Origin of the sequence: Neorhizobium populisoli, from assembly GCF_019430945.1 — a bacterium.
Lineage (GTDB): Bacteria > Pseudomonadota > Alphaproteobacteria > Rhizobiales > Rhizobiaceae > Neorhizobium > Neorhizobium populisoli.
The window spans coordinates 61,495-86,433 of the sequence record NZ_JAHYCB010000011.1; the positions used below are offsets into that span (position 1 = coordinate 61,495).

The window sequence follows — 24,939 nt, forward strand, 5'->3', positions numbered from 1 at the left end:
GCCCTCGTCACATGCTTCGTCGCTTTCCCAATGGTGGAGTTTCCGCTACACAGTCAAAAAAATCAGCAAGTGGCATCATGACATCCGCTTTTAACTTCCTGGCTCACAATGGCGAGCTTGCCGCGCTCATTCGCAAGTTCGATTGGAACGCAACCTCCCTCGGATGCCCTTCGCAATGGCCGCAAGCGGTCAAGGTAACTGTGACGACGATACTCCAGACTCCGGTCCCCATAGTTACCCTGTGGGGCGAAGATGGTGTGATGATTTACAATGACGCCTATTCTGTCTTTGCTGGGGGACGGCACCCCGGGTTGCTCGGATCAAGGGTGCGGGAGGGCTGGCCGGAAGTGGCCGACTTCAACGACAACGTGATGAACGTCGTGCTTTCGGGGAAGACGCTTGCCTACAAGGATCAGGAATTTACCCTCCACCGAAACGAAAGGCCCGAGCAGGTTTTCATCAACCTCGACTACTCGCCGATCATGGACGATGAGGGCAGGCCCTGCGGTGTCATGGCGATCGTTGTTGAATCCACCGCGAAAGTAATCGCAGAGCGCTGGAGCCCCGGCGAGCAGGAGCGCCTGCGTCTTTTGTTCGAGCAGGCGCCGGGTTTCGTGGCGATGCTGAGAGGGCCCGATCATGTGTTCGAACTGACGAATGCGGCATATCGCCAACTCGTCGGGCACCGGGAGGTCATAGGATTGCCGATCCGGCAAGCGTTGCCCGACCTTCGCGGGCAGGGGTTCTTCGAGCGTCTTGACGAAGTATACCGGTCGGGCGTCGCCTTCGAGAGCAACGCACTTGTTGTCGACTTCCAGCCTTCGGAAAACTCCAGCGTCGAACGGAGGTATGTCGATCTCGTCTATCAACCGGTATCAGATACGGCTGGTGGCGTCGTCGGTATTTTCGCGCAAGGCACCGATGTCACCGATCGCGTGCTCGCCGAAGAGCGCTTAAGGGCTAGCGAGAGGCAGAGCCGCCAGATTATCGACGGCGCCACCGACTACGCAATCTTCGCGCTTGGCCTCGATGGCCGAATTGTGCGTTGGAACGAAGGCGCTTACCGGATCTTCGGGTGGACCGAGGCCGAAATGACCGGATCGAACTGGGAGGTACTATTCACCCAGGAAGATCGCGCGTCCGGGAAGGCAGCCGAGGCAACTGAGACCGCCCTTCAAGCCGGCAGCGCCCATCACGAACGCTGGCATGTGCGCAAGACCGGCGAACGGTTCTGGGCGGACGGTGAGATCAGCACGATCCGCGACGAGGACGGCAAAACAAGCGGCTTCGTGAAGGTCCTGAGAGACAAAACGAAGGAGCATCTTGCGGCGGAGGCGCTCCTTGAAGCCGAGGCAAGGCTGCGCAGGGCGCAGGAGGCGGGCGGCGTTGGCGTGTTCTCGCTCGACCTCAAAGCGAATCTTCTTAGTCCGACTCCCGAATTCCGAAAGATCTATGGACTGCCGGATGCCGGGCCGGTTCCCATCGAGATGATCGAGGAACTGGTTTTTGAAGAGGACCGCGAGATCGGTTCCAATCGGCGCACGCGATCGTCGGGAGATTCGCCCCTCAACGTCGAATACAGGATCCGGCGCGCAGATGATGGCCGCAAGCGTGTCATCGCCCGCAAAGGCGAATTCGAATATGACCAGCAGGGAAAGCCTGTCCGGTTTGTTGGCGTGGTGCAGGACGTCACAGACCGCCGCCGGGCGCAACGTGAACTACGGGAAAGCGAGGCACGCTTTCGGGCGCTGACCCAAGCGCTGCCAAATCATGTGTGGACGGCTCGGCCGGACGGCCTGCTCGACTGGTTCAACGAGCGCGTTTACGAGTATTCCGGCCACCGGTCGGGAGAACTCGACGGCGTGGAATGGACGAAGATGGTCCATCCCGACGACCTTTCTGCAGCCGGACAACGTTGGCAACAGGCACTGGCCTCCGGCGAACCCTATGAAGCCGAGTTTCGTCTCCGGCAGGCCGATGACAACTATCGCTGGCACATCGCCCGCGCCGTGCCGATCCTCGACGACGACGGCGCTCTGGTCCGATGGATCGGCACGAACACAGACATCGAGGATCAGCGCGTGACCCGCGCGAAGCTTGAAGCTCTGAACCAGACCCTTGAGGAGCGTGTGGCGGAGCGGACAGCGGACCGCGACCGGATGTGGCGGCTTTCAACCGACCTGATGCTGGTCGCCAGCTTCGATGCGCGGATCGTTGCAATTAATCCAGCTTGGCGGACAAGCCTTGCGTGGACGGAAGAGGACCTGACAGGACGCTCGTTCATGGACCTCGTCCACGCCGATGACAGGGAAGCTACCCTTGCCGAGGTCGGGAAGCTTGGCGACGGAGCGACCACTTTCCTTTTCGAGAACCGGTATCAGGCCAAGGACGGCAGCTACCGGACCATATCCTGGACAGCTGTGCCCGACGATGCGTTCATCCACGCTGTCGGTCGCGATGTCACGGAAGAGCGGGAAGCGGCGCTTGCGCTCCGCAAGTCCGAAATGGCCCTACAGCAGGCTCAGAAGATGGAGGCCATCGGCAATCTGACGGGGGGCGTCGCGCATGACTTCAATAATCTTCTCCAGGTCGTCGCGGGCAACTTGCAGCTCCTGGCAATCGACGTCGCCGGGAACGAGAAAGCCGAGCGGCGGATCACCAACGCGCTCTCGGGCGTCGATCGAGGCTCGAAGCTTGCCTCGCAGCTTCTGGCCTTTGGACGTCGACAGGCGCTCGATCCGCGTGTCGTCAATGTCGGCCGGCTTATCCGCGGAATGGATGAAATGATCCGCCGCACGATCGGCGAAGGCGTCGAGGTCGAAACCATCGTGTCAGGTGGGCTTTGGAACACGCTCGTCGATCCGATGCAGATCGAGAACGCGGTTCTGAACCTTGCGATCAATGCGCGCGATGCGATGGACGGGTTTGGCAAACTGACAATAGAGGCCGGCAATGCATACCTTGATGAGGATTACGCCCGGCGGCACCAGGAGGTCGAGCCGGGCAAATATGTAGCCTTGTCGGTGACCGATACGGGAAGCGGCATGTCGGCCGAGCTGATTGAGAAGGTCTTCGAGCCGTTCTTCTCAACCAAACCCGAGGGTAAAGGCACCGGTCTTGGCCTGTCGATGGTCTATGGCTTCGTTAAGCAGACAGGCGGCCACATCAAGATCTACAGCGAGGTTGGTCAAGGAACGACGGTGAGGATGTATCTGCCACGGTCCATGCAGCCGGAGGACGTGGACGTCAGCCAGAACGATCTTCCCATCGAAGGCGGCAAGGAAACGATACTGGTGGCCGAGGATGACGAAGGCGTCCGCGCGACAGTCGTCGAACTACTTCAGGAGCTTGGTTACCGCGTCCTGAAGGCGCCGGACGCGTCGGCGGCGCTGACCATCATCGATAGCGGCGTCCAAGTCGACATGCTGTTTACCGACGTCGTGATGCCAGGGCCGATGAAGAGTAGCGACATGGCGCGCAGAGCCAAGGAGCGGCTTCCCCGACTGGCGGTGTTGTTCACCTCAGGCTACACCGAGAACTCGATCGTCCACGGCGGAAGGCTGGATGCTGGCGTCCAGCTCCTGTCCAAACCTTACACGCGCGAAGCGCTGGCTCGAAAGATCCGCCATGTCCTCAACAATGAGGCGCAGGTCGCCATAGCCGAGACTCGTGCCGAGGCGCAGAATCCACCAACGGCGGAAAAGGCCGTAAAGGAAATTCTGGGCCTGCGGGTCCTGATCGTAGAGGACAATCTCCTTATCAGGATGTCGGAAATCGACATGCTTGAGGAGATCGGCTGCGAAGTCGTTGAGGCCGGTTCGGCGGAGGAGGCTCTGCCGATGCTGGCTGAGGGCGGCATCGATATCGTCATGTCCGATCTCGGTCTTCCAGGAATGTCCGGTGAGGATTTCTGCCGCGAAGTCCGACGTCGTTGGCCCGAGATCGGAATCATCTTTGCGACCGGCATGGATCGTGGGCCCGAGCTAGAAGATCCGTCAAGGACGGCATTACTTTCAAAGCCGCACGGGCAGAACGAGCTTCGGGCTGCCCTGGAAGAGGTGTTACGAAAATAGCCGACCATTGCCGGCTCGTCCCACGGCCCCATACGGCATTCACCGCCCGGTGTCGTTATTTCTACTTCCTCTAGGACAGGATCCGCTGGAGCGCCTCTTGGAGCGAATCTGGTGTGGTCGGCTTGTCGAGCCAGCCGCCTTTCCTGAACACCGGATCGTCGACTTCGGCGCCGGAGTAGATGATGAACGGCACACCGTCCGCCACGAGCCGTTCCGCGACGTCGGCACACGTCCCGTCGTTCAAGCGTGGATCGATCACCGCCAGATCGGGCCGCGTCCAATCCAGCCATTCCGGCGCGTCGGCTCTGTTTCCGAACGTTGTCACCGTCGTAGCCCCGAACGCGCGGAGCATCTCGTCCATGTCCAGGGAGATGAACGGTTTGTCTCTAGCACGAGCACAGTCGTGCAAGTTATCGTTTCGAAGGAGCGCGAAACGGTTGAACTATTGCGCTCCCTCGACGTTCTGATCTGCAGAAAAAACGAAAGGTGCCGCGTGCCTGAAGCCGACAAGTCCGACATCCATGGCGACCAGCCCGCCGCAGCCTCCAAACAGGGAAAGGCAGACCATAAGGAGCTGGCGACATTCGCATTCCAAAGAACCCGCATGCCGATGGTGGTTTCGGACGCCCGCCAGCCAGACTACCCCATCGTCCTTGCTAACGACGCCTTCCTCAACCTCACCGGATATTCCGCCGATGAGTTGCTCGGCAAGAATTGCCGCATGCTACAGGGCGAGGAAACGTCGCGGACGGCTGTAGCAGAAATCCGCGCGATTATAGCGCAGGAACGCGAGGGGACTGTCGAAATCCTGAACTACAGGAAGGACGGCACCGCCTTCTGGAACCAGCTGCATCTCAGCCCGATCCGCGACGACGAGGGTCAGCTCGCCTACTACTTCGCGTCTCAGATCGATGTCACCGCGTACCGGAAGGTCCAGACACTGGAGGAGGCGGAGCGCCGTCTGCTCCTCGAAGTAGATCATCGAACCAAGAACGTTCTGGCGATCGTCGACAGCATCGTGCGTCTGAGCCGATCAGACAGTGCGGCCGCTTATGCCGCCTCGGTGCAGCAGCGCGTCCAGGCCTTGTCGCGAACCCATATGCTGCTCGCCGACAATGGATGGCAGCAGGCATACCTCCACGACATCGTGCGGCTTCAGGTCGCCGTGTTCGGCGAGGATGGCGTTAAGATCGAAGGGTCGGAAGTCGCGGTTCCCGCACAATCTGTGCAGCCGCTCGGCCTCGCGATACACGAACTTGCCGCCAATGCCGCCGTCCATGGCGCGCTGTCTCGGCCCGGAGGCCGGCTTCACATAGGCTGGCAGAGACAGGGCGACGGGATCGTGCTTGAATGGGCGGAAAGCGGAGCAAGCCCGCCCAAGACGGAACCACGAGGAGGTTTTGGAAACGTCCTGTTGGGCGCCGTTCTTGAAAGGCAGCTTGGCGGGAGCGTCACGCGAGAGTGGCGGGAGGATGGGTTGCGACTGCGCATTGAACTGCCGTCGCTGGACCGCGTCGGGGCCAAACTCAGGTCCAATCCATGAAGGTGTTCATCTACGGCACGCTGAAGCGTGGCTTTCCCCTCTTCGAGAAGGGCCTTTGCGACACACGCTACTTGGGCGATGTCGAGACAGTCGAGCGCTACCCCATGTATATCGCCGGATCGTTCTACGGCCCGATGATGCTCGACCGCCCGGGCGTTGGCCTGCAGGTTCGCGGAGAGCTTTTCGAAATCGAGGAGGAGCGTCTCCAAACCCTCGATGAACTTGAAGCCGTCGGCGAGGAAGGAAGTTTTCGCTCAACTGTCGAAGTCACGCCGGTCGGAGGAGGAGTACCGGTCGTCGCTATCGGTTACATGAAAACTGAGAAGTGGCTTGATCCGCTTCATTCGGACTGTCTCGCTGAATATCAGGATCGACGCTTCGTCCCGCCATGGGCCCGGTAAAACAGTGCGTCCGCCGGAACGAGAGGAGACGTGTGCGTCGGGTGCGGTGAGACCCCCGTGCTGCCGAAAACTACGTCAGGTGCCTGGGCGCACCCAGATCGATCCCAAGCGCCTTAGCCGCGTTGAGCGGGCGATCACGCAGCCATCGTTGTTAGACGACACCACCGGCCAGCCGCGTGAACGGACTGGAAGACACGTTGACAGGAGGCGTAGAAGTTGTTGCCCTCGACCAGGGTCGGCGCCCGCGGCCTAAACTTCCCGATTGCGTTGGTGACAATGCCCCATACCTCAAACTCCTGGCCGTCCTGATGACGATGTCACGGTTACAGCTTTCTCCATAAATATGGTCCAGCAGCCGCTCAACAGCGCCGTTGTCGCCGGTATTTTCGATGAAGGCGTTTGAGCTGCGCAAGCCGGAGGATGGATCTCGGAGCGCCCATACGGACCGGACGAACGCGAGATAACCGATGTGTGGCGATCCGGCTATTGCAGCATCATGGTGCGTCACCTACTAATTTAATGACAAGTGCGGGTGGCTAGCACACGAGCGGCTTCGGCTTCTTCCATAATGCCGTTGAGGGTCGATAGATTTTCCCGGAGAAGCGACAAGCGGCGGCGATACTCGGCAAGACGAGCTACGTACCCTTCTGAAACGGTCGCAGGCTCTTCTTCATCCGCAAGATCAATAAAATTAGTCATGATGGGCTCGGTTGGGTAATTCGAGGCAGGTTTGTTTGTGATTATCTTCGCCATTTCTTACCACTGACTTAACACCCACTATACACCGTTCTTGTTGTGACGCCGTTTATCGCTTGTCGGCCTCGATCTTTTTCATAAGCCCAGCCATCTTGAGAGCCTGATCAACCGCCTCGCGGATAAATCAGCTCTCTGTTTCTCGCCCACGATGCTGTCGATCCGCTCCAGCGTTTCTGAGGAGGGGTCCACGTACGTGCGCAGGTGTTGTTTTCAAGCTTCAACACGACCACAGTCTCTTGACGCGCACGCATGTGATTTACCTCGAACCGACGGTGACGCAGAGCGATCATGACGAGATTTTCGAAATGCCTAAGTGAGGGAAGCAAGAATGTGACCGATGAGGGGTTATCGACCATCATAGTGTTTGATACGAATTGCGTTCTATGCTCATCATGGGTTCACTTCATCCTCCGTCACGAACGCGATCAGACGATCCGTTTTGTCTCCGCCTGGTCGGACGAGGGGCGAGGTTGGCGGCCCGGTACGGTCTGACGGTGGATGATCTTGATGCCACTTATCTGGTGGTCGAAGACGGCCGTGGCCTTGTTCGCTCCGATGCTGGGTTGGCACTGATCGGGCAGCTCTCAGAGCCCTGGCGCGCACTTCGTGTTCTGTCCATCTTTCCTCGCTCGCTTCGCGACGTCGTCTACGCATTCATCGCTCGGAACCGCTACCGCTGGTTTGGGCATGGCGGAAACTGCTTCGTGCCGCCTCCAGGCCAGAGCCACAGGTTCGTCAACGGCGCGCGGTCAGCGTCGCGTGCGCCATCTCAGGACAAGGCCACCGGCCGGGCGGAGTGAGAAGCGCGCCATCGGTTTCGGTAGCTGGTCGCACGGTGCTGGAACCATGTGTTGCAATACTGTCGCCAGCACCAGGCCGGTCTCCATCAAACCGAAATTCTGCCCGATGCAGACGCGCGGCCCGGCACCGAACGGCAGATAAGCGTAAGGCGGCCAATCCGCTTCGTTCATGAAGCGCGTAGGGTCGAAACGCTCGGCGTATTCGAAGAGCCGGTCATCGCGTTGCGTGATGTAGGGGATGACCTGCACGAGGTCTCCGCGCCGAATCCGCTGCCCCTGAATATCGACGTCCCGCAAGGCCTCGCGAAGGAAAAGCGTATAGGCGGGCGGGTAAAGCCGCAACGTTTCCTGGAGTATGGCCATGATCGTCGGCAGCCGCAGGAGATCCGATGCTTGGGGCCGTTCAGCGCCGCGCACCCTGTCCACCTCAACTATTGCGCGTTCCAGCCAGACCGGGAAGGCGGCAAGCATCGCGAACGACCAGGTCGGCAGCGCGCCTGAAGTTTCGTGTCCGGCAATCAGCAGGCTCATGGCGTCATCGCGGATCGCTTGCGCGCGACCTTCGTGGTGTTCGATCAGGCTGGATATGAGATGGGCTTCCTCGCCCACGCGTTGCTGCAGGGCGGTGGAGAACAGTCCGGTTATGAATTCATCCATGATCTTCATGGCGCGATCCTTTCGGCGCGCGATCGGCAGAGGCAGCCAGCGGGGGATATTGATCAGCGACGTTGTTTCGGCAAAGGCGACATCGGACAAATCCTTAACGGGAGGCCTTCCGATGTCCGGGTCGCCGGCGTGCGGCTAAGGTATGCGAGGGCAGCACCGGGCGGAATCACCGTCATCGGAAAAGCGAGAAAATCGTCAGGATTCCCTTCTGCCAGCCTATAGGCGGATGTGATGAACCGGGCCTCCTGACCCAGCTCGAGCAGATCCGCACCGCGAAGAAGTTTCGATGGGTCCTCCGCGGGGAGCAGTGTCTAGCGCGGGGCAAATCTCGACATCAATAATAATAGTCGCCAAGTAACCCAAACAGGGAGCCGCCAATCAACGATAATATCAGCGGCAACATAATGAACAGGAACAGCACGAGAAGGACGAAGCGCATCAGGCAGCCCCCCGCTGCTACTCTCACAGATGGGGCTTCCGGATCCGAATAGGTCGGTCTTCGAGGGACACGACTGGAGCGTGACAGAGCTCTCAGCATCTCCAGCATCTTGGCTGTACGAATATCGGTGGCCGAGGTACGATCAGGGGCGGGCCCGACCTCGGGACGCGCAGATCTGGACTTTTCTTTCCGGTCCCATGGCCCTGCCGTGTCTAGCGGCGGCATTGCCTTTCGCGGCGCCGCTTTAGGTGAAGGATCTAAGGGGCGGGGGCGAGCGGCAGGCGGTGCCGACGGAGTCGCAGGTCGTTGCGGATCACCAAACTTCGCTCCGCATTGCGGACATGCGGGTGCATCCAGGAAGTGTCCGGGCCTATGGTTTGTACAGTAAAAGCTGACATTTGCTTCGTGACAGGCTTCGCACTCACCGGTAGTCGTTGTGGCGGTGCCGCAGTTCGGACAACGTAAGATGACGCCTGTCATGGTCAATGTTCCTCTTTCGGGTGGTTGTCGATGCTGTCGACGGCCCGCGGAGGATAATACGCACGGATCATTTCTGGTGGAATGTGCAGTCGACATACGCTTGGCAAGGCACCTTCGACGTAGCGCGCCATAGTCGGAACCCGTTCATACGATCCGAAAGCTTCTCGGCTCAAACGGCGCGAAAGCGCGACGGTCGTCACTAGCGGAGTAGCATGATAAGCCGGGAAATTTGCGTATCTCTCTTCCACGTGATCGTGGCCACGTATCATATGGGTAACGGGCCGCCCGAGACCTTCACATAAGGAGCAAAAAACGCCGAAGTCCTCGTAACCGAACTGGCTGCCGCGAGAGAACCTATTTGGCAGCTTCTTCCGGGCTTTCGGATGAGCCCTGGTCCATACGAAATCTGACAGACACATGGGGTCATTCCAGTCCTCAGTCTGAGCAAGGGCTGGGTGTAAGTCGACGAGTGGAAAACCTCCATGTACGGCAAGCAGTCCATCGGGAAAGAAGATCGCGCGGGGAGCGTTCGCAAACAGCCGCACCGCAAGCTTACCGGCCCGCTCGATCCATTCGTGCGTGAGATTGGCATTGAGGAAATCAGCGAAATCCGATGGCGTGACGCTTGAAGAGAATCTTACGCCATCATAGGAAAGGGCTTCGTCGTGATTGCCGGCAATCAGGCAAACGCGGTCGGGTGCTTCTACGATCAGTTCAAGAATTCGGATAAGGACTTCGAGGCCAAAGCCCTCATCGTCGAAGAGATCGCCAAGAAACAGGAGCCGCGGTGGCCTATCAAGGAGCTGCAGGCCCTGCTGCCGCACCGCTTCAAGTGCAGCCTCAAGCGCCAGTAGATCGCCATGCAGGTCGCCGATGATCCACAACGGGCTTTCAGTTTGGAAGGCAGAAACCTTGATGACTTTATCCGTAGGACTGCCACGGAATTCATCAAATAACATGCCTGGCCCGTCGGCTTGGTCAAGCAGCGCCTCCATGCTTTCCACCGCGGAGCGAACGCGAGCACGGATGGAGGATGGATTGGCTTGGTCGCGGACAGCTTCCCAATCCAGATCAACGATATCGACGATCTCTAATGGCTTGAACGTTTTCGTTTCTGAAAGGGTCGGATCCGGAACTGTGTTTTCAGTCTCAAGCAGCTCTCCGTCCAGGCGAGACTGATCAGGCTCAGGTATCGGGTCGGTTCCTGCTACAGGAGGTTTGGATGCAAGAGAAACGGGAGGGCAGCCGGGGAGGGGCACGTCGACCTCACCTGTGCACAAGTCTTTGGTCAGTTCATGCGCATCTTTTAAAGGCGTTCGCCCGTCGAGTGGATCAGGCTGGGGCACTTGAGATCCTTCGCGGGAGTTCATGTGGGAAGTGCCCGAACAGTAAGGGGCAATTTGGCAATACCCTTAGCCTCGCGACCAACCGCAATCCGATCACCTTGCCTAAGCGGATGAGGAGCTGCCAGGGTCAGGCCGTTCACAAGGGTATCGTTGGTGGTGCCAGCAACGCGCGCGACCACCCACCGCCCCGTGGCATCTCGCCCGACAATGCACTGGCGTTCGTCCCAAAAATCGCTGTCGGCTCCGAATTGCCGCAAGAGGGGTTTTCCGAGTTCAGTCCTCACCCCAATCTGCAATGATCGTCCATCGTCATCGACCAGCTCGATCCTGTTGGATGAGATCAACTCGGCCAGTCCACGAGCGGGGACCTCTGACGCCGGCACCGCAGCAGGTTTTCCTCTGGAATCGACCGACCCTGCTCCCCGTCCACTAAGGACAGCCCGCACTTCCGCCGCTGTTGGTCTTGCGGCGGGATCTGGTGAAAGGCAACGATATAGGATGGCACTGACGTCCGCATTATTAGACGGAGCCGGCATCAACCCGGCAAGTGCCGGAGGCTTGGCGGCATAGCTCTGAACTAGCTTTAAGTAATCGGTTTGATCCTCAGTCCAGTACGGGTGATAACCAGCTAAAAGTTCGTAAAGTATCAGGCCACACGTGAAGACGTCGGAAGCAAGTCCCGGGATCCCGCCGCGTTTCATATGTTCCGGCGATCGATAGTTGTCGGTACCAACATACCCTTGATGCCCGTGCCAAGGTGCGCGTCGATCCGCCAGGAGCGAGAAATCCATATCGATCAACTTCAGCTGGTAGCCAGAGCTAATCGAGGCGTCTTTTAGAAGATAGGCATTCGCCGGCTTGAGATCTGCATGGACGATCTTGGATTCATGCAGCGCTGTGATCCCAGCCATGAACACCTTCGCCCACGTGATGTGACGCGCCCACACCGTTGGATCGCGCGTTGCAGCCAACTTCGCGCTGCGCTGTTGTTCTCGCTCATCATCGAGCATTTGCTGCAGGTCGGCGCCATTTTCGACGAACTCAAAGGCCTGAAAGTAGCACGGCCCACCCCAAACATCTTCGAACGCATCGACTTGGCGCACCGCAAACTGGGCAGCACGTCCGTCACGGACCCGTGCTCCCAACTCATTTTGATAAGCAATGAATGCCTTGTACCAGACAACCGTCGGAGCGGGAGATTTGTACTGCTTAAAGAAGACTTTCTCACCACTCGGAGTCTCGGCTCCGTACGAAATCGCCATCATACCCGGCCCAAACACCCTTGTTATGCGATACTGACGGATCCGGTCGCCGACCTTCAGCTTTTTGGCCATGACTTTAGGGCGACCCGGCTAGAGTGCGACAGTTGCTGCCGAGCGCGAAACGCTTGCGGCGAGCTGCTTGAGGGTGTTGCGGAAGTTCACAGGGTCGGACGTGAACTTTTGGAGCGCCTCCTGGGGGTTGAGCCCGTCGTACTCCACGACCTCCCATTCCGATTTATCGATCTGGCTCAACCTGTCGTAGCCTTCAAAATTGGGGGCAAACAGGCTGAGAATGATCCGGTTAGCCATGATCAGGTTCGCAACGTCCTGGAGCGAGCCGCCCTTTGCCTCTGCAATGCTCATTGTTTCCTTGAACGATGCATCGGTGAAGACGATGACGACGCGCGCCGCGTCACTTCTGTAGCGCCATTTTGTCGGATCTTCTGTCTGCGAATTCTTCGCCACAGCCTCCATAGAGGCAAGCTTGTACAATGCATCGAGAAGCGATTCCGGCTCATCCCCACCGCCGTTTGCCTGCAGCGTGCCGAGCTGAGCTTTAAGTGCGCCGGCATCGCGGACAAAGTCATTATCGACAATCCAGGGCAGTCCCTCAGCTTCGGCGGCCTCGATGTCGCGGTATCCAACGACCTTCCCGCGCCAATCTTTGACCGGTGCGGCATTGTTGGGATCACCTTTGCTCAGAGTGTCGATGAAGGCTTCGATATTGCGCCGCAGTGCATCGACGCAGGGAGCCATACTGCCAGTGATGTCTATAAGGAAGACAATATCAGCCACGCCTTTGGTTTTCGGACGCTCCTGAGGGGCTTGGTTGCCAGCGGTAAATACGGGCGCATCTGTCGTAGCTTCTACCGGTCGTTCTTCCGGAGCCGGGGAGGTCGGACCGGTTGCACTTGATGTCAACGTCACATCAGGATTTTCAGGGGCAGGGGGCGTCTGCTGGTCCGGTTGCTCGGTATTACTCATTAGTCAGCTCCAATAGTTTGATGTAGTTGCGCGCAAACCTGCAAGAGGCGCCACGACAACACCGCGGGAACCTGAAAGTTCCTACCTGTGGGATCTTCCCCGTGCCAAGTCCCCTGACGGTCGAATTATGGTAGTATGAAGCACCCGACGCTCCCGGGTGAAACGCGGGGCTTTGAAGCGTCGCTGGACGAGCATTGAATGCATTGCGACCGGAATCGCTATTTTGATCGGATGGCTCCAAGAACTCAGTTCCTGTCCAAATGCCGCCGACGGCTTTTTAGTTCAGCTAGTCGCTCATCATTGACTCTTCGCTGATCTCATTCGACAACAATCTGCCCATCAATCAGGAGCCATAGATGCCAGACGAAAACGATACTCACGACATGAATGAAACTTCCACGCCGATCGTCGCTGATCAGGCACCGATAGCGAAAAAGACCCGTCAGCCTCGCAAGCCTAAGGCCGCTGAGGCGACGGCATTGACCGATCTGGCTGCATCGGAAAAGTCTGTGAAGAAAACCAGAGCCAAACGCGGTTCCAAAATTGCCCCCGCCAAGTCACCGAAACCGGCCGGCCGCCCTGCTGCTAGTGCGACCGCTGCTCCCGATACGTCGATCGAGACCGCAGCTTCCAACGGTGAGCCCAGCGATGAATTCGCGGACCTCATCAGGCTGGAGGAAGAAAACAAGGGCCTTCGTAAGCAGCTGTCTGAGAAGCTTCGTGCAGAGAACGCCGACCTGCGCAAGCGCCTTGGTCAGAACTGACTGCAGGTATTGAGCTTCGACTGCGACTTACCATCTTACGGTTACGCGTGCCGGATCGATCAGGTCCGGCACAAGAACAAGGCATCAATGTTTTGACATACGAAAGGCATGAAGCATGAAGACGCCGTGGCGGTTTTTAGCAGATCTGGTTTCCAGAAAACCGGCCCTCGGGAGAGCAGATAAGGCAAATGAGAGCGCCGACATACAGGCGCTCGAGTATCACCCGCTTCAAGACGTGGCCGACGCCCTTCAGTCGCACAATCAAGGTCAAGATGAGGACCGAACCGGTGGTCTCGCGAGTTCCGCTGCCGTTTCAGACCACCCCGCGGCAGGTTACGCGACATCGGACCTAGGGGAGACAACGCCCCCATCCGTTGATCTAAATTCCTCGGTTGCCTTCGTCGAAGAGATTGTCGCGCTGGACACGTCCCATCGGCGCGCCGACGAAGAAGCGATGTCACTCAAACAGCCATCCAACAGGAGAAAGGCTGAAGCTAGGCGGTTCGACAAGGTTGCCGAGGCTCTGACACCAGCCGATGGCCATCCGTCGGAATTTGTCGCAACAACGCCAGTCGCAGCAAAGACAGCAGTCGATGAGATGGCGGAGCTGGATGCCGAAATCCAAGACCTTCGAAAACGGCTGGCAAGAAAGCTCTCAGTGCAAAACCGTTATCTCAAGCAGATGCTTAACCGCTACGATAGCAAATAAATTTTCGGCACAGCGGCTGTCGCACGAACAGTCGTAAAGAAGCTGGTTCTTTGTAAGTAAACTCAGAGGACGGAAACGTTCTCTGCTTTCGATTTTCCGGTTTTCCGGTCCTGACCGAGCTCGAAGCTCACCTTATCGCCTTCCCGCAGCGAGCCGCCGCGCTCAAGCGCTGATGTGGACGAAGACGTCCTGCCCGCCGTTTTTCGTCAACGCTATTTCTGTCTGGTCGCAATAGTCGATCAAAAGATATGGCGACCGCGTGGAATTTCAACTGCGGCGGCCGGCGTGTGTAGCTTCTACCGCCCGGCTCCTTGCAAGTTCGGGATCCGAGCCCGTACGGGAGCCTTGTTCTAGCGTTTGGAAGCGCCGGTTCTGTTCGATGCACAGTCGACGCGCCAAAGGGATCCAAACGGCTACTTGACGAGACCGGAGTCCTAGACTTTTTCAGTGTGGGCTTCGGCCGAGGAACGGGCGACGTTCTGTGGCAGATGACACCGCCGATAAGCGCGGACGTTACGTCAAAGCAGACATCGACCGTTTTAACGACGTTGCAGTTAAATTGATCCGTCAGGAGGAAGTCGAACACCGGGCGAAAACCAACCACCTTAAAGCCCTACGCTTGGCCAGAAGTCACCAAAGCACCGATGAAGGCGCATGAGGCCAGGTGGCAGGTGATCGGTAGTTGATTGCGCCTGAGCGAGGATGCTCCTCCGCGGGACGAACAGAGCTCGACGATTTTGGGTTGCTCCGGTCACCCCGCCTGCCGCTCCGGCAGCGACGACCGGTTACCGCACTGGTCGCGGCAAGCCAGCCGGCGTCAACAACGGGACTGACACCTGGATGGCCATGATCCCGAGTCCTGTCAGGAGAGCGCCAATGACGACACCGATACCGGCCCCGTGCCAGCGCCGTCTGCGGCGTTCCTATCGCCTTTCTTGTGATAGTCACCTGCATTTTTGACACGATGCTGATGTCTGCCGACGGGATGTCGCGGGCATCCAGCGTGGTGACTGCCGCGCTGAAAGGGCGCCCTTGGTTGCGCAGACGCCGCCTTAGAAAAGAGTGCGAGCTCACTACCAAACCTGCGCTTTGGTCCGGCGCTCCTTGATCTCCGGACGGCACTTGTAAGAGGAGGCAGAACCTGCAGCCGAAACAATTCCGGAACCGTTTACCACTCCGGTTCGAAAGTCACGTTTAGGACCGAAGCCCAGCGCCAGATTTCATGACAGCAGACTACCGAGATCACTTTGGCCCGCCGCCGCTGAGTCCCGAAGAGCTTGCAACGGTGGAACGGGTCCTCCGCGAGGCAATTGAGTTGGCCGGCATAAATAGGTCTAGCCGCCAAGCGGAAGGCTTGGCGGCGACTCTGCTACAGCTGTTCCATCTTGGCTTTTGTGATGAGGAGCAGCTCAGGAGGATGTCGGCCAAAATCGAATTCCTTTAGCCCTTGATGACCACCCAGAAAGCTTTGTACGGTTGCTGACAATGCCGTCGCTAGGGGTTTTCCAGCTTGCTGTTTCCGCCTCTTGCGCCCATCTGAGTTGCAGCGCCGTTGAGATACCCCACAACCCAACTCGGCGACGTTAGACGGTCGGAGTTCGTCCCCCTATTGACTTCGGCCGTCGCAGGGTTGTCGATTCATCCTCCTATGCTAAAAAGTGGCGTCCATGCGCACGTGGTGAGATACTGCACGAGGACAAGGGCGACCGGGAGCAATCAAGGCAGCCCGGTCGCTTGCCTAACTAGGCGGCCGGCGTGATACTCGCCGAGATGCTTGGCAAACTGTGGCAAGGGGAGTAACAAGGGCGGTTTTAGCGATGATGAAATCAAAGCGGAGCTTGAGCGCCGTGTGCTTGAGAGCAAAAATCGCGAAGCCCAAACATTTGGCAGCCTTAGCAAAGGAGATACGACCTGTCTCCATTGCGGCAACCCGATGCATTCCTGGCGTCCGACCCGAGCACCCCCTATGCGACGTCTGCTTAGGAAAATAAACCGCCCACGGAAGCGAGGTAGGGAGGTGGGCATCAGCACTTCTATGTTATGCCGTATATTCGACGGATTGACGAACCTCTGGAATGCCGGGCATCATCAAGGAAACGTCTTCTAGGAGTGGAGAATGACCCACGTTTCATTAGCCGCGTTTATAGCGGCTCTCGCCTTGTCGTTCTTTCAAGTGATGCATTTTCGCAAGCCCCGTCCTCAGTCGAGACCGTAGTCAAGGTCTGGAAAACGGACCGAGAGGTACGCGATGTGCTGTCGGCACAGCTTAATGCCCTAGCAGCTCCCAACCTCCACTTGAGCACGGAAAAACTGCGCCCGCTATTTGTCTGCCACGGCGAATGACGCTGACTTCGAAATAAGCGATGGACATTCTAGAAAGATACCTCGTTAAAAGCTCAGAGACCGTCAAGGAATCCTCAGCGACCAATACCACTTTTGTTCTCATTGCCGCGCCGGGAGATGTTTTCCCTGTTCTTGATGATGACGGGCGTTAAGCCCAGCGCGGTCCTGTGCGCAAAAGGCGTCTGGTCTCCGATATTCACTATAAAGCCATAGATTTTTATTTCCCGTCGACTCGGCTACAGCAAGATGCAAGAAAAGTGAGCGCCAGATTAGCGCTCACCCGAGGAAAAGACATGAACTCCAATAGCCTACGCTTAGGTTTCGCAGCTATCGCCTTCGGTATCGCGTCCTGTGGACCGATGACCACTACTGCCCAAGCGGCAGAGTTTTCTTTCACAGCCACCAACACAACGAAGTCCTCAATCACGAAAGTCCTCGTCTCGGAAGACAAAAAGACCTGGGGCTATTTCGAGATTGGTAAGGGCATTAAGCCGGGCGCAACGGCGGACCTCGTGTGGGACAAAAGCACCAACAGCGAAAGCTGCAAACAGTGGGTCAAGGCGGCTTACGCAGACGGTAGCGAGTCTGAACCTGCCAAGTTCGATTTCTGCGAAGATGGTCTTGAGATCGACTTTTGATACCTACTTTGAAGCATCGTAGGCCCTGATTGAACGGTCGATGTCCGAAAGGCGTCGATCGTCTTGCGTTGAATTTTGGGTGCTGCGTCCGCTTACGGCCCTAAGGACAAAGCCTCTTGTCTGATTTCGGCAGCATTGAGCGCCTATTACGGACAATCTGCCGGATTTCCGACGCATCTTTGTAAGCAATGTCATCCTGCAGGCTTTGCCTCGAACCACCACATCCATCCGATCCACATCGTTCGCTTCGAAAAGTTCGAAGATGGGTGTTGTCCCGTTCCCGTCCCGATCCATTTCCTGTCATGCGCGCCAAGAGCAAATTTCGTCGGCTCCCTCCGGATCAGCTACCGCCGCCGACCCGGCGAAATGTCAAGAAGGTGCCGCCGACAATGCGGGTGATGCTGCACGTCCGTAATGCGGACGTCGAGGCGAGCGAGACGCTTGCTTTTCAATCTTTAAGCTTCGAACAACCATCAGTGCAGTCTGCGTTTCCGATGAACCAGCCGGCCTGATAGCCAATCAGCACCGCAGCGACTTGACCCGTCATACCCTGCTGCGGTAGAGGTCAGCGCGGCTTTGCCGTCGTTGGCCACGCGTGATGCGATGATTGGCGGCGGGGTCAGGAACCTCTGTTGTTTACACAAGTTCGCTGACAGAAATCAGCGATCGGAACTCCAATGGCAATTCGAATTATCAGCATCTCCTTTGCAGTCGGCTTAACATGCCTGGCGCTCTCTGGATGCGTGAGCGAAGGCGGTGGCTACTCTTCTAGATCAGGCTGGGCCGACCGCGAGGATGGGTACCACTATCGTCACCATCGCCGCCCGGACCATGATCGGAACTGGGATCGAGGCAATTACCGGTATGACCGGGGTCAGGCAGACAACACTGACGGCTTCAGAGATGGGCCCGGCTATCGAGATGGCGGGCAAGTCTTCATCCCTCGCAGGTAGGGCGGTTATTCCGCAGTCGCCGATGACCTCACCAGACGACAAGTCAACGACTGCCCAAAGGCAGAGGCCATGCTCTCTACGGCGAAAGGCGCGCCCACCTACTTTGAAGGTCACGAGAAATATTCAGAGGGTGAAGTTGATCCCGAAAGCCGAAGCGGCTTTCGGGATCATTAGTTGTCCAGTCGCTCATTCCTTGAGGTGGGCAGTAGTGCGCTCGATGACGGGCCGGATCTGCTTGGGTGCCATCCTCCGACGCCATCCAGCCGCTTCGACACATACTGGCGTGGCCCGACTTCCATCACCGAAAATAACCCAAAGCGGACCATCAGGCGATAGCCCTTAAGAATGCTTTGTTTGCCGGGCATGATGCGGGAGCTGAGAATTGGGCTACTATCGCGTCGCTCCTGCTCGATCGCTTCCACAGCGGACAGATGACAGACCAGCAGTTCCGGCAGGTCTTCGGGGATCAGGTCGATCCCACGCTCGTCAAGAAATATTGGGAAATGTGAAGCACATGAAGCGTATGCGGATGCAGAAGAAACTGGCTTATCTCGTATTCATCCCGTCGGCTGTGATCCTGTTCTCGCTCGCCTGGACTTATTTCGGTGCATTCTCTTTAGGAGCTTTCTTGTCCTTAGCGGTTTTATTGGTCGGAATGCGGTTTATTTTGCGCATCTGTTTCGAGTTTCATGACCGTTGATTGGCACCGACGTCGGAGACGGAAACTCGCAGTCGCACAATGGTGAAGCACACCCTCTGATTGTGTTCTTTTCCAGCCAGAGGAGATTGGAGATTTCCTGAGCTAACCAGGCTCTCTCGGCCACCTACAATATGTTCCCTGCCTTCTTAATGTTTTTGAGAATGTATCCCTTCTGAACCGTGTCCAATTTTTACACTCTCCCGGATCGTCCTCGTCATGAAATTGCTTGCCTAACCGAACAGAGAGGAGTTGCCTATTCCGCAAGCACATCGCAAAGCCGAAATCGGGTCGGCCCATTCGTGCCACTTCCCTCCGACCCCGGCAACGGGGGGAAGTCGGGATGTCTATGTCAACAGCCGTCAGTTGATGCGCGTCGGCGACGCTTACGTTCCCCATGGCTGCCCTACTTGCCCGCAATCGGCGCATGGACGTAAGCTTGCGGCCGGTTCGGGCACTGTCTTCATTAACGGCCGCCCGGCAGGGCGCGTAGGTGACGCCATCGACTGCGGCGGCAACGCGCAGACTGGCTCCGGGAATGTTTTCATTGGTGAAGATGAAGTCAAGGCCGCTGGCAGCGGCACCTCTTGCCAAGTGAGCATGGCGGCGCAATCTACGCCGACAATCAGGGGGTGAAAATGTCCGGTAGAACTGAAGACAGTTACGGTTTCTCTGTCGTCTCACGGGCATTTCTTGAGCGCCTTTGCGAAATCGCTGAGGGCTGCGACAAACGCATTTATGCAGTAATAGATGGTGCCCGCTTCGGCGGGCTGCCGTCGCGTCTTTTCGCAGCCAAATTAAGTCATCGTCATTTGTATCGCCAGATCGGTGCAGGAGCCGCCGTCGTTCTCGGTGGACCTTGGTTAGTAACATTGTGCATGGCTCCGCCGATGCCTGTCTCGCAAGATACGGTGGAAGGCTCGGAAGAGCCGACCGACGAAGAGCTTGCTGCTCTTGCGGCGAAGTTATAGCTTGATATGGCGCATGCCGTCGCCAATGGTGACGAAAGCGGCGGCAGTATGTTGCCAACCGACGAGATAGACCGCCCAGAGCGGATAAAGGTCCGTATCGAGGCGCTGCTTGAGTTAGTCGAGGACAAGCCCGGCCTCGTGTTCTGGATCGGAGGCCGCTCCTTGTCGGAAGACGAGATCTACCGTCATCTGCGCAGCATCAACCGAATTCTCATAGAACGAGAATCTGAACAGGATCTGGTGGGAGATAGTCTGTCGGCCTTGCCTGGTGCTGCGAACTCGCTCTGGCGGCAGGAGTGGCGGACCCGGATCAGGTGCCGGCTGATGACAATAATGAAGGAGGAAAGAGCTTCGAGGCCTCCGTCTTCCGCCATGCAGATCCGAACGTGATGATGCAGGTATTTCCCACCCTCTCGCAGAACAGGTGGCGCGTCTGATGGGGCCGGCCGAGCAGATCTTCTTTGCGCCCAGTGAGGAATGGGGCGGAAGCATCAAACGGGGGCGTCGCCCCGCAGATGCTGCAGTAGGTAAAGGCCTATTGCGACTGACACGAGAGAACCTGGAGACGATTGGCGACAAAGGATACAGTTTTCATGGCATAGAAGAATTGAGGTCTTTCGCCGCTCTGCACCGCACCTATTAGAGAACATGGACGACCGAGAAGCGCTGATATTCATGGAGCGGCATGAAAGGCAAGCCCGAGCACACGGCTTGAAAACCGAACGGGGCTTTTTCCAGTGGACTTATCTGATGGGAGCGAGTGATGATCGCTTCATCCAGTCGCCGGAAATTTATGCTCAACTAAAGGGCGGCAATCCAGATGATAGGCTCAATGACATGATGCGGCTGATGGCCAAGGCGACGAGGGAGGAACTACGCTTATGAGCGGCGCACTGGCCGCAGGCGGCGGGGAGGCGCTACTTGGAAGAAAAAGGCGCTCAAGCCCGGTATCGCCCGCAAGCTGACGTGCCGAGCGGCATGGTCATCCAGGCATTTGGTGTCTTCGCCGAGGCGCCGCTGCGGTGGCAATGCCATTTTCATCCGACGCCTTCGGACGGCACGCGCTTTAGCTCGTCTTCGGCATTTCAACCCGTAGAGCTCGCACGAGCTGCGATTGGGACAAAACGGTTCCACGCCGTCGCCGCGCGGCAAACTCGAAGGCGCTTATTCCTATGTCACTATCGAGGACGTGACCTTCTTCGCGGCACCAAGTTCCACCGCACCCATCACGTCCTCGGCCTCCTGATCGGTCAGGCTTAGACGCGACTAAATCCGCATCTCAGAGCAGCGCCTGTTCGTTGCGTCCAAGGAAGCGGAAGGCGATATAGACAGCCAGTCCGCTTACCAGCAGCAGGATGCTCGCCATGGCTGCCGCCGTGCCGAAATCGCCATCGAGGATTAGCAGGTAAATGCGCACAGGCATGGTGACCGTGCTGCCGACATAGAGCACGAGCGACGACGACAGTTCGTTGATCGCCGTGACGAAGCTGAGCATGCCGCCGGCGATAATGCCCGGCACGATGAGCGGCACAGTGATGCGCAGAAATGCTTGGAACGGGCTATATCCCAGCGAGATCGCCGCCTCTTCCATGCTCGGCGATATCTGCCTGAGCGCCGACGCCGTCGTCCTGACCGCATAAGGCAGACGGCGGATAAAGACTGACAGGATGATGATCGTCGCCGTTCCCGTCAGGATGACCGGGCCGGTGTTGAAGACGGCGATATAGGCGATGCCGATCACGATGCCCGGCATGACGAAAGGGATCATGAAGGCCGCATCGAGAAGCGAGGTGTTCAAGGTGGTCCGCCGGGCCACATAGACGCCGACGATCGTGCCGACCAACACGATCAGGATGACTGCCATCACCGAGAAGGTGAGCGAGTTGCGCACCACGTCGCCCAGATTGAAGAGAATGCGAGTGTAGCTCTGCAATCCGAAACCCGACTGGAAGACGGGGCCGTTGGTCAGGCGGAAGGAGTAGATGATCGAGATGATCACCGGCAGGGCGCCGAGCAGGCCGATCAGGTAGACGACTGTATGCGCGGCGACATTGCGCCAGCCCTTCAGCTTGATCTTGATCGGCTTGTTGATCATGTTGCCGTGATAGACGTTCCGGCGCGACATGTAGCGCTGCAGGAAGACGAAGAGCATGGAGACGATGATCAGCACGACGCTGATCGTGGTCGCCATCGACATGTTGGAACCGACCTCCGCCGAATAGAGCGTGAAGGCTTCGGTCGCCAGCACGTTATAGCCACGACCGAGCAGCCGCGGCGTGCCGAAATCGGCGATGGCATGGATGAAGGCGAGCAGGCCGCCGGCCGACAGTGCCGGAAAGACCATCGGGAACGAGATCTTGAACGTCCGCTGCCATGGCGTCAGCCCCAGGCCTTCGGCAGCCTCTTCAAGCGAACGGTTGACGTTGGCCAGCGCCCCAGAGACCATGAGGTATACGTAAGGGTAGAATTTCAGGGCGAAGACGATGAGGATGCCGATCAGGCCGTAGATCGGCGGGATCATGATCCCGACGTCCCGCAGGCCGGTGCGCACCAGCCCGCCGGCGCCGAACAGCACGATCCAGGAATAGGCGCCGATGAACGGCGGCGAGACGAGCGCCAGGATCGCCAGCAGCGACACGAACTTGCTGCCGAAGATAACGAACCGGGAGATGCAAAACGCCATGATGGCGCCAAGCAGCAGCGCACCTGCAAGCCCTCCGAAGCCCACCACCAGCGTGTTGAGCAGCGCCCTGTGAAACCGCGGTTCGCTAAGGAAGGCGGCGTAATTGGCGAGGGTGAACTGACCGTTTGGATCATGGAAACTCGACAACAGCACGGTGCCGACGGGAAGCAGCAGAAAGATCGCCAGCAGGAGCCAGGTGAAGATGGCAACAGCCGACCAGAAATTCAGTCGCGACATGATCAGCCTCCCGTGGAAAGACGCTTGCCGTTGGTGTCGAAGCCCATCAGGGCGTCGCGTGTAATCAGAACCGATACCGGCTCGCCGACGGCACGGCCGGCATTTCGGCCCGGATTGGCGATATGCACGACGAGTTCACCGATGCCGGTGCTGACCTGCAGATGCGCTTCCCGGCCGAGGTAGACATATTTGCTGACCGTCCCTTTGATCGTCGCGCCCTCGCGGGCTGCCGGATTTGACAGGCCCAGTCGTTCGGGGCGGACGGCCCAGGTCTCGGCCTTGACGTCGCTTAGCCCAAGATTGCGTGTAAGGTTTTCCAGATCTGCTCCGGATTTCAACGTATTCAGGGTGCCGACGAAATTGGCGACGAAACGTGTCTGCGGGTCGCCATAGATATCCTGCGGCGTGCCGATCTGCTCTACATGTCCGCCGCTCATCACGCAGATGCGGTCGGAGATCGCCAGCGCTTCTTCCTGGTCGTGCGTGACGTAGATCGCGGCAATATCGATCTGTTTCTGTATGTCGCGGATTTCCTCGCGCAACTCGATGCGCAACTTGGCGTCGAGGTTGGAGAGTGGCTCATCCATCAGGAGCAGTCGAGGCTTGATCACCATGGCGCGTGCGATACCGATGCGCTGCTGCTGGCCGCCGGACATGGCGGATGGCATGCGATCGGCCAGGGCGGAAAGGCGGACAGTGGCGAGTGCCTCGTCGACCCGCGCCTTGCGTTCCGCCTCCGGCACCTTGCGTGGCTTCAGGCCAAAGGCGACGTTGTCGAATACGCTCAGATGCGGAAACACGGCATAGTCCTGAAACACCATGCCGATGTCGCGCTGGTGAGGCGGAATTTTGCGCAGGTCGTAATCGCCAAGCTTAATATCGCCGGAGGTCAGGTCGTTGAATCCAGCAATCGCGCGCAGCAGGGTGGTCTTTCCGCACCCGCTCGGCCCAAGCAGTGTGAAGAACTCCCCCTTGTCGACGCTGACAGAAACCCCGTCCAGCGCTTTGAAGTTTACCCCGAATTGCTTCGTGGCATTTCCGACCGTCAGATACGTCATGCTGGCTCCTCCTGATGTCGATAATGGCGCAAAATATTCGTATTGCAACATTCACACTTGAGGTTCAGTATTAAAATGATCAGGAGGATGATCCAAAGCGAACACGGAGGATGCAATGAATATTCGCAAACGAACCCTATTGGCTGCAGCGGTGGTACTGGGGAGTGGCGTGGCTGGCACTGGTATCGCTGCCGCGCAGGACAAGAAGCCGGTCGTCATCTACACCGCCCATATATCCGCGATCGTCGACAAGCTGATCCCGGCCTTCGAGAAGGAAACAGGCCTGAAGGCGGAAGTCATCAAGCTCGGCTCCGGTGATGTGGCTAAGCGCGTGAAAGCGGAAGCCGGCAAGCCGGCCGCCGACGTCATCTGGTCAATTACCGGCAGCGTCCTGACCGAGCTTGCACCGATCCTTGAACCCTATTCACCGAAAGACGCCGACAAGATCAACAAGGACCTTGTCGGCAGCCCGGCCTGGACGCCCTACACCAGCGTCGTCTATGCGATGGCGGTCAACACGACCCTGACGCCTCTCAAGGACGCACCGAAGAGCTGGGCCGACCTTGCCAATCCCAAGTGGAAGGGCCAGATCGCCTCTGCACGCGCCGACAATTCCGGATCCGCCCTTCAGCAGATGCAGGGCGTCCTGACGATTTTCGGCGATGACGGCCTGAACAAGTACAATCAGATCGCCAAGAACTTCGTCCTAACGGACAGTTCCGGCTCGGTTTCGCGGTACGTCGCCGACGGCGAGACCTCGCTCGGCCTGACACTCGAGGACAACGCCCTGCAGTATGTCGCCGGCGGCGCGCCTGTCTCGATCGTGCATTTCACCGATGGTACGCTTCTGTCGCCGGATGGCGTCGCAGTCGTCAAGGGCGGTCCCAATACCGAAGGCGCCAAGAAGTTCGTCGACTGGGCGCTGTCCAAGGCCACCCAGGAAACGCTCGTGAAGGAAATCGGCCGGCGGTCGGTTCGGACTGACGTCAAGGGACCCGCAGACCTGCCCAATCTGACCGATCTCAAGATCGTCAAAGCCAAGACGATCGCCGAACTCGGCGGGCAGGAAGCGCTGCTCGCCAAGTGGCGCGCGGCCACCGGACAGTAATAAAAACGAGTCGCCCGCCATCGCGATG

The 24,939-nt window shown here is 58.2% G+C and carries 22 protein-coding genes and 3 pseudogenes; 16 read left to right on the forward strand and 9 right to left on the reverse strand.

The window, feature by feature from the left end; translation table 11 throughout:
- Nucleotides 1–620: 620 nt before the first annotated feature.
- Nucleotides 621–1,661, forward strand: a pseudogene (locus KX729_RS34850) (PAS domain-containing protein); the annotation flags it as partial.
- A 111-nt stretch (nt 1,662–1,772) separates the two neighbouring features.
- Nucleotides 1,773–4,073 (forward strand): hybrid sensor histidine kinase/response regulator, encoded by a 2,301-nt coding sequence (locus tag KX729_RS34855; protein WP_446692524.1) that lies wholly within the window; start codon nt 1,773–1,775, stop codon nt 4,071–4,073.
- A 70-nt stretch (nt 4,074–4,143) separates the two neighbouring features.
- Here the strand turns inward: KX729_RS34855 and KX729_RS25680 are convergent, their stop codons facing one another.
- Entirely contained in the window at nt 4,144–4,425 is a 282-nt protein-coding gene (locus tag KX729_RS25680) for a DNA-binding transcriptional response regulator (RefSeq protein ID WP_219745339.1), read from the reverse strand.
- 141 nt (nt 4,426–4,566) lie between these two features.
- On the opposite strand from KX729_RS25680, the gene lov reads away from it, so the two are divergent.
- Both lov and KX729_RS25690 read left to right on the forward strand, forming a co-directional pair.
- Complete coding sequence (lov, locus tag KX729_RS25685; RefSeq protein ID WP_219745340.1) at nt 4,567–5,616, forward strand: blue-light-activated histidine kinase; 1,050 nt, start codon at nt 4,567–4,569, stop codon at nt 5,614–5,616.
- Entirely contained in the window at nt 5,613–6,017 is a 405-nt protein-coding gene (locus tag KX729_RS25690) for a gamma-glutamylcyclotransferase family protein (RefSeq protein WP_219745341.1), read from the forward strand. The genes lov and KX729_RS25690 overlap by 4 nt, the downstream gene beginning before the upstream one ends.
- A 516-nt stretch (nt 6,018–6,533) precedes the next feature.
- Here KX729_RS25690 and KX729_RS25695 read toward each other — a convergent pair.
- Nucleotides 6,534–6,770: a hypothetical protein gene (locus KX729_RS25695; RefSeq protein ID WP_219745342.1), complete on the reverse strand. Its 237-nt coding sequence runs from the start codon at nt 6,768–6,770 to the stop codon at nt 6,534–6,536.
- Nucleotides 6,771–7,061: 291 nt separating this feature from the next.
- On the opposite strand from KX729_RS25695, the pseudogene KX729_RS25700 reads away from it, so the two are divergent.
- Nucleotides 7,062–7,573: pseudogene (locus tag KX729_RS25700) on the forward strand (thiol-disulfide oxidoreductase DCC family protein).
- Here KX729_RS25700 and KX729_RS25705 read toward each other — a convergent pair.
- The 4 genes from KX729_RS25705 to KX729_RS25720 all read right to left on the reverse strand — a co-directional run bounded on the left by KX729_RS25705 (nt 7,523) and on the right by KX729_RS25720 (nt 12,750).
- On the reverse strand, nt 7,523–8,329 hold the full coding sequence (locus KX729_RS25705) for a cytochrome P450 (protein WP_219745343.1): 807 nt from the start codon (nt 8,327–8,329) through the stop codon (nt 7,523–7,525). The pseudogene KX729_RS25700 and the gene KX729_RS25705 sit on opposite strands and share 51 nt — an antisense overlap.
- A gap of 831 nt (nt 8,330–9,160) precedes the next feature.
- Nucleotides 9,161–10,528: a metallophosphoesterase gene (locus KX729_RS25710; RefSeq protein ID WP_219745344.1), complete on the reverse strand. Its 1,368-nt coding sequence runs from the start codon at nt 10,526–10,528 to the stop codon at nt 9,161–9,163.
- A complete protein-coding gene (locus tag KX729_RS25715) occupies nt 10,525–11,838 on the reverse strand; it encodes a serine/threonine protein kinase (protein ID WP_219745345.1) in 1,314 nt (437 codons plus the stop codon). The genes KX729_RS25710 and KX729_RS25715 overlap by 4 nt, the downstream gene beginning before the upstream one ends.
- 18 nt (nt 11,839–11,856) lie before the next feature.
- Complete coding sequence (locus KX729_RS25720) at nt 11,857–12,750, reverse strand: vWA domain-containing protein (protein ID WP_219745346.1); 894 nt, start codon at nt 12,748–12,750, stop codon at nt 11,857–11,859.
- 356 nt (nt 12,751–13,106) lie between these two features.
- Between KX729_RS25720 and KX729_RS25725 the strand changes: the two genes are divergently transcribed.
- Nucleotides 13,107–13,514 (forward strand): SyrB-like regulator, encoded by a 408-nt coding sequence (locus KX729_RS25725; RefSeq protein WP_219745347.1) that lies wholly within the window; start codon nt 13,107–13,109, stop codon nt 13,512–13,514.
- A gap of 115 nt (nt 13,515–13,629) precedes the next feature.
- A complete protein-coding gene (locus tag KX729_RS25730) occupies nt 13,630–14,223 on the forward strand; it encodes a hypothetical protein (protein WP_219745348.1) in 594 nt (197 codons plus the stop codon).
- Between the two features lie 62 nt (nt 14,224–14,285).
- Here KX729_RS25730 and KX729_RS25735 read toward each other — a convergent pair.
- Nucleotides 14,286–14,427, reverse strand: a pseudogene (locus tag KX729_RS25735) (cold-shock protein); the annotation flags it as partial.
- A 277-nt stretch (nt 14,428–14,704) separates the two neighbouring features.
- Between KX729_RS25735 and KX729_RS25740 the strand changes: the two are divergent.
- The 8 genes from KX729_RS25740 to KX729_RS25775 all read left to right on the forward strand — a co-directional run bounded on the left by KX729_RS25740 (nt 14,705) and on the right by KX729_RS25775 (nt 21,085).
- Nucleotides 14,705–14,881, forward strand: a complete 177-nt coding sequence (locus KX729_RS25740; RefSeq protein WP_219745349.1) for a hypothetical protein — start codon at nt 14,705–14,707, stop codon at nt 14,879–14,881.
- Between the two features lie 1,978 nt (nt 14,882–16,859).
- A complete protein-coding gene (locus tag KX729_RS25745; RefSeq protein WP_219745350.1) occupies nt 16,860–17,204 on the forward strand; it encodes a hypothetical protein in 345 nt (114 codons plus the stop codon).
- Between the two features lie 1,335 nt (nt 17,205–18,539).
- Complete coding sequence (locus KX729_RS25750) at nt 18,540–18,857, forward strand: hypothetical protein (protein WP_219745442.1); 318 nt, start codon at nt 18,540–18,542, stop codon at nt 18,855–18,857.
- A 249-nt stretch (nt 18,858–19,106) separates the two neighbouring features.
- Complete coding sequence (locus KX729_RS25755) at nt 19,107–19,490, forward strand: PAAR domain-containing protein (RefSeq protein WP_281423266.1); 384 nt, start codon at nt 19,107–19,109, stop codon at nt 19,488–19,490.
- Between the two features lie 2 nt (nt 19,491–19,492).
- Nucleotides 19,493–19,825, forward strand: a complete 333-nt coding sequence (locus tag KX729_RS25760; protein ID WP_219745351.1) for a hypothetical protein — start codon at nt 19,493–19,495, stop codon at nt 19,823–19,825.
- Between the two features lie 6 nt (nt 19,826–19,831).
- Nucleotides 19,832–20,215 carry a hypothetical protein gene (locus KX729_RS25765; RefSeq protein WP_219745352.1) on the forward strand — a complete coding sequence of 128 codons (384 nt, stop codon included), beginning with the start codon at nt 19,832–19,834 and terminating at the stop codon, nt 20,213–20,215.
- A gap of 258 nt (nt 20,216–20,473) precedes the next feature.
- Nucleotides 20,474–20,710, forward strand: coding sequence for a hypothetical protein (locus tag KX729_RS25770; RefSeq protein ID WP_219745353.1), 237 nt, complete (start codon nt 20,474–20,476; stop codon nt 20,708–20,710).
- 36 nt (nt 20,711–20,746) lie between these two features.
- Entirely contained in the window at nt 20,747–21,085 is a 339-nt protein-coding gene (locus tag KX729_RS25775; RefSeq protein WP_219745354.1) for a hypothetical protein, read from the forward strand.
- Between the two features lie 19 nt (nt 21,086–21,104).
- Here KX729_RS25775 and KX729_RS25780 read toward each other — a convergent pair whose 3' ends face one another.
- Nucleotides 21,105–22,745 carry an ABC transporter permease gene (locus tag KX729_RS25780; protein WP_219745355.1) on the reverse strand — a complete coding sequence of 547 codons (1,641 nt, stop codon included), beginning with the start codon at nt 22,743–22,745 and terminating at the stop codon, nt 21,105–21,107.
- A gap of 2 nt (nt 22,746–22,747) precedes the next feature.
- Nucleotides 22,748–23,803, reverse strand: coding sequence for an ABC transporter ATP-binding protein (locus KX729_RS25785; protein WP_219745356.1), 1,056 nt, complete (start codon nt 23,801–23,803; stop codon nt 22,748–22,750).
- Nucleotides 23,804–23,918: 115 nt separating this feature from the next.
- Here KX729_RS25785 and KX729_RS25790 point away from each other — a divergent pair, with 115 nt between their 5' ends.
- Entirely contained in the window at nt 23,919–24,911 is a 993-nt protein-coding gene (locus KX729_RS25790; RefSeq protein WP_219745357.1) for an extracellular solute-binding protein, read from the forward strand.
- The last annotated feature ends 28 nt before the right edge of the window (nt 24,912–24,939 follow it).

What these genes read in the sequence shown, in the direction of transcription:
- KX729_RS25680 (WP_219745339.1), bottom strand. Translation starts at nt 4,425, where the DNA reads ATGCTCCGCGCGTTCGGGGCTACGACGGTGACAACGTTCGGAAACAGA.
- KX729_RS25690 (WP_219745341.1), top strand. Translation starts at nt 5,613, where the DNA reads ATGAAGGTGTTCATCTACGGCACGCTGAAGCGTGGCTTTCCCCTCTTC.
- KX729_RS25695 (WP_219745342.1), bottom strand. Translation starts at nt 6,770, where the DNA reads ATGGCGAAGATAATCACAAACAAACCTGCCTCGAATTACCCAACCGAG.
- KX729_RS25710 (WP_219745344.1), bottom strand. Translation starts at nt 10,528, where the DNA reads ATGAACTCCCGCGAAGGATCTCAAGTGCCCCAGCCTGATCCACTCGAC.
- KX729_RS25715 (WP_219745345.1), bottom strand. Translation starts at nt 11,838, where the DNA reads ATGGCCAAAAAGCTGAAGGTCGGCGACCGGATCCGTCAGTATCGCATA.
- KX729_RS25720 (WP_219745346.1), bottom strand. Translation starts at nt 12,750, where the DNA reads ATGAGTAATACCGAGCAACCGGACCAGCAGACGCCCCCTGCCCCTGAA.
- KX729_RS25725 (WP_219745347.1), top strand. Translation starts at nt 13,107, where the DNA reads ATGCCAGACGAAAACGATACTCACGACATGAATGAAACTTCCACGCCG.
- KX729_RS25730 (WP_219745348.1), top strand. Translation starts at nt 13,630, where the DNA reads ATGAAGACGCCGTGGCGGTTTTTAGCAGATCTGGTTTCCAGAAAACCG.
- KX729_RS25745 (WP_219745350.1), top strand. Translation starts at nt 16,860, where the DNA reads ATGAACTCCAATAGCCTACGCTTAGGTTTCGCAGCTATCGCCTTCGGT.
- KX729_RS25760 (WP_219745351.1), top strand. Translation starts at nt 19,493, where the DNA reads ATGTCCGGTAGAACTGAAGACAGTTACGGTTTCTCTGTCGTCTCACGG.
- KX729_RS25765 (WP_219745352.1), top strand. Translation starts at nt 19,832, where the DNA reads ATGGCGCATGCCGTCGCCAATGGTGACGAAAGCGGCGGCAGTATGTTG.
- KX729_RS25770 (WP_219745353.1), top strand. Translation starts at nt 20,474, where the DNA reads ATGGACGACCGAGAAGCGCTGATATTCATGGAGCGGCATGAAAGGCAA.
- KX729_RS25780 (WP_219745355.1), bottom strand. Translation starts at nt 22,745, where the DNA reads ATGTCGCGACTGAATTTCTGGTCGGCTGTTGCCATCTTCACCTGGCTC.
- KX729_RS25785 (WP_219745356.1), bottom strand. Translation starts at nt 23,803, where the DNA reads ATGACGTATCTGACGGTCGGAAATGCCACGAAGCAATTCGGGGTAAAC.
- KX729_RS25790 (WP_219745357.1), top strand. Translation starts at nt 23,919, where the DNA reads ATGAATATTCGCAAACGAACCCTATTGGCTGCAGCGGTGGTACTGGGG.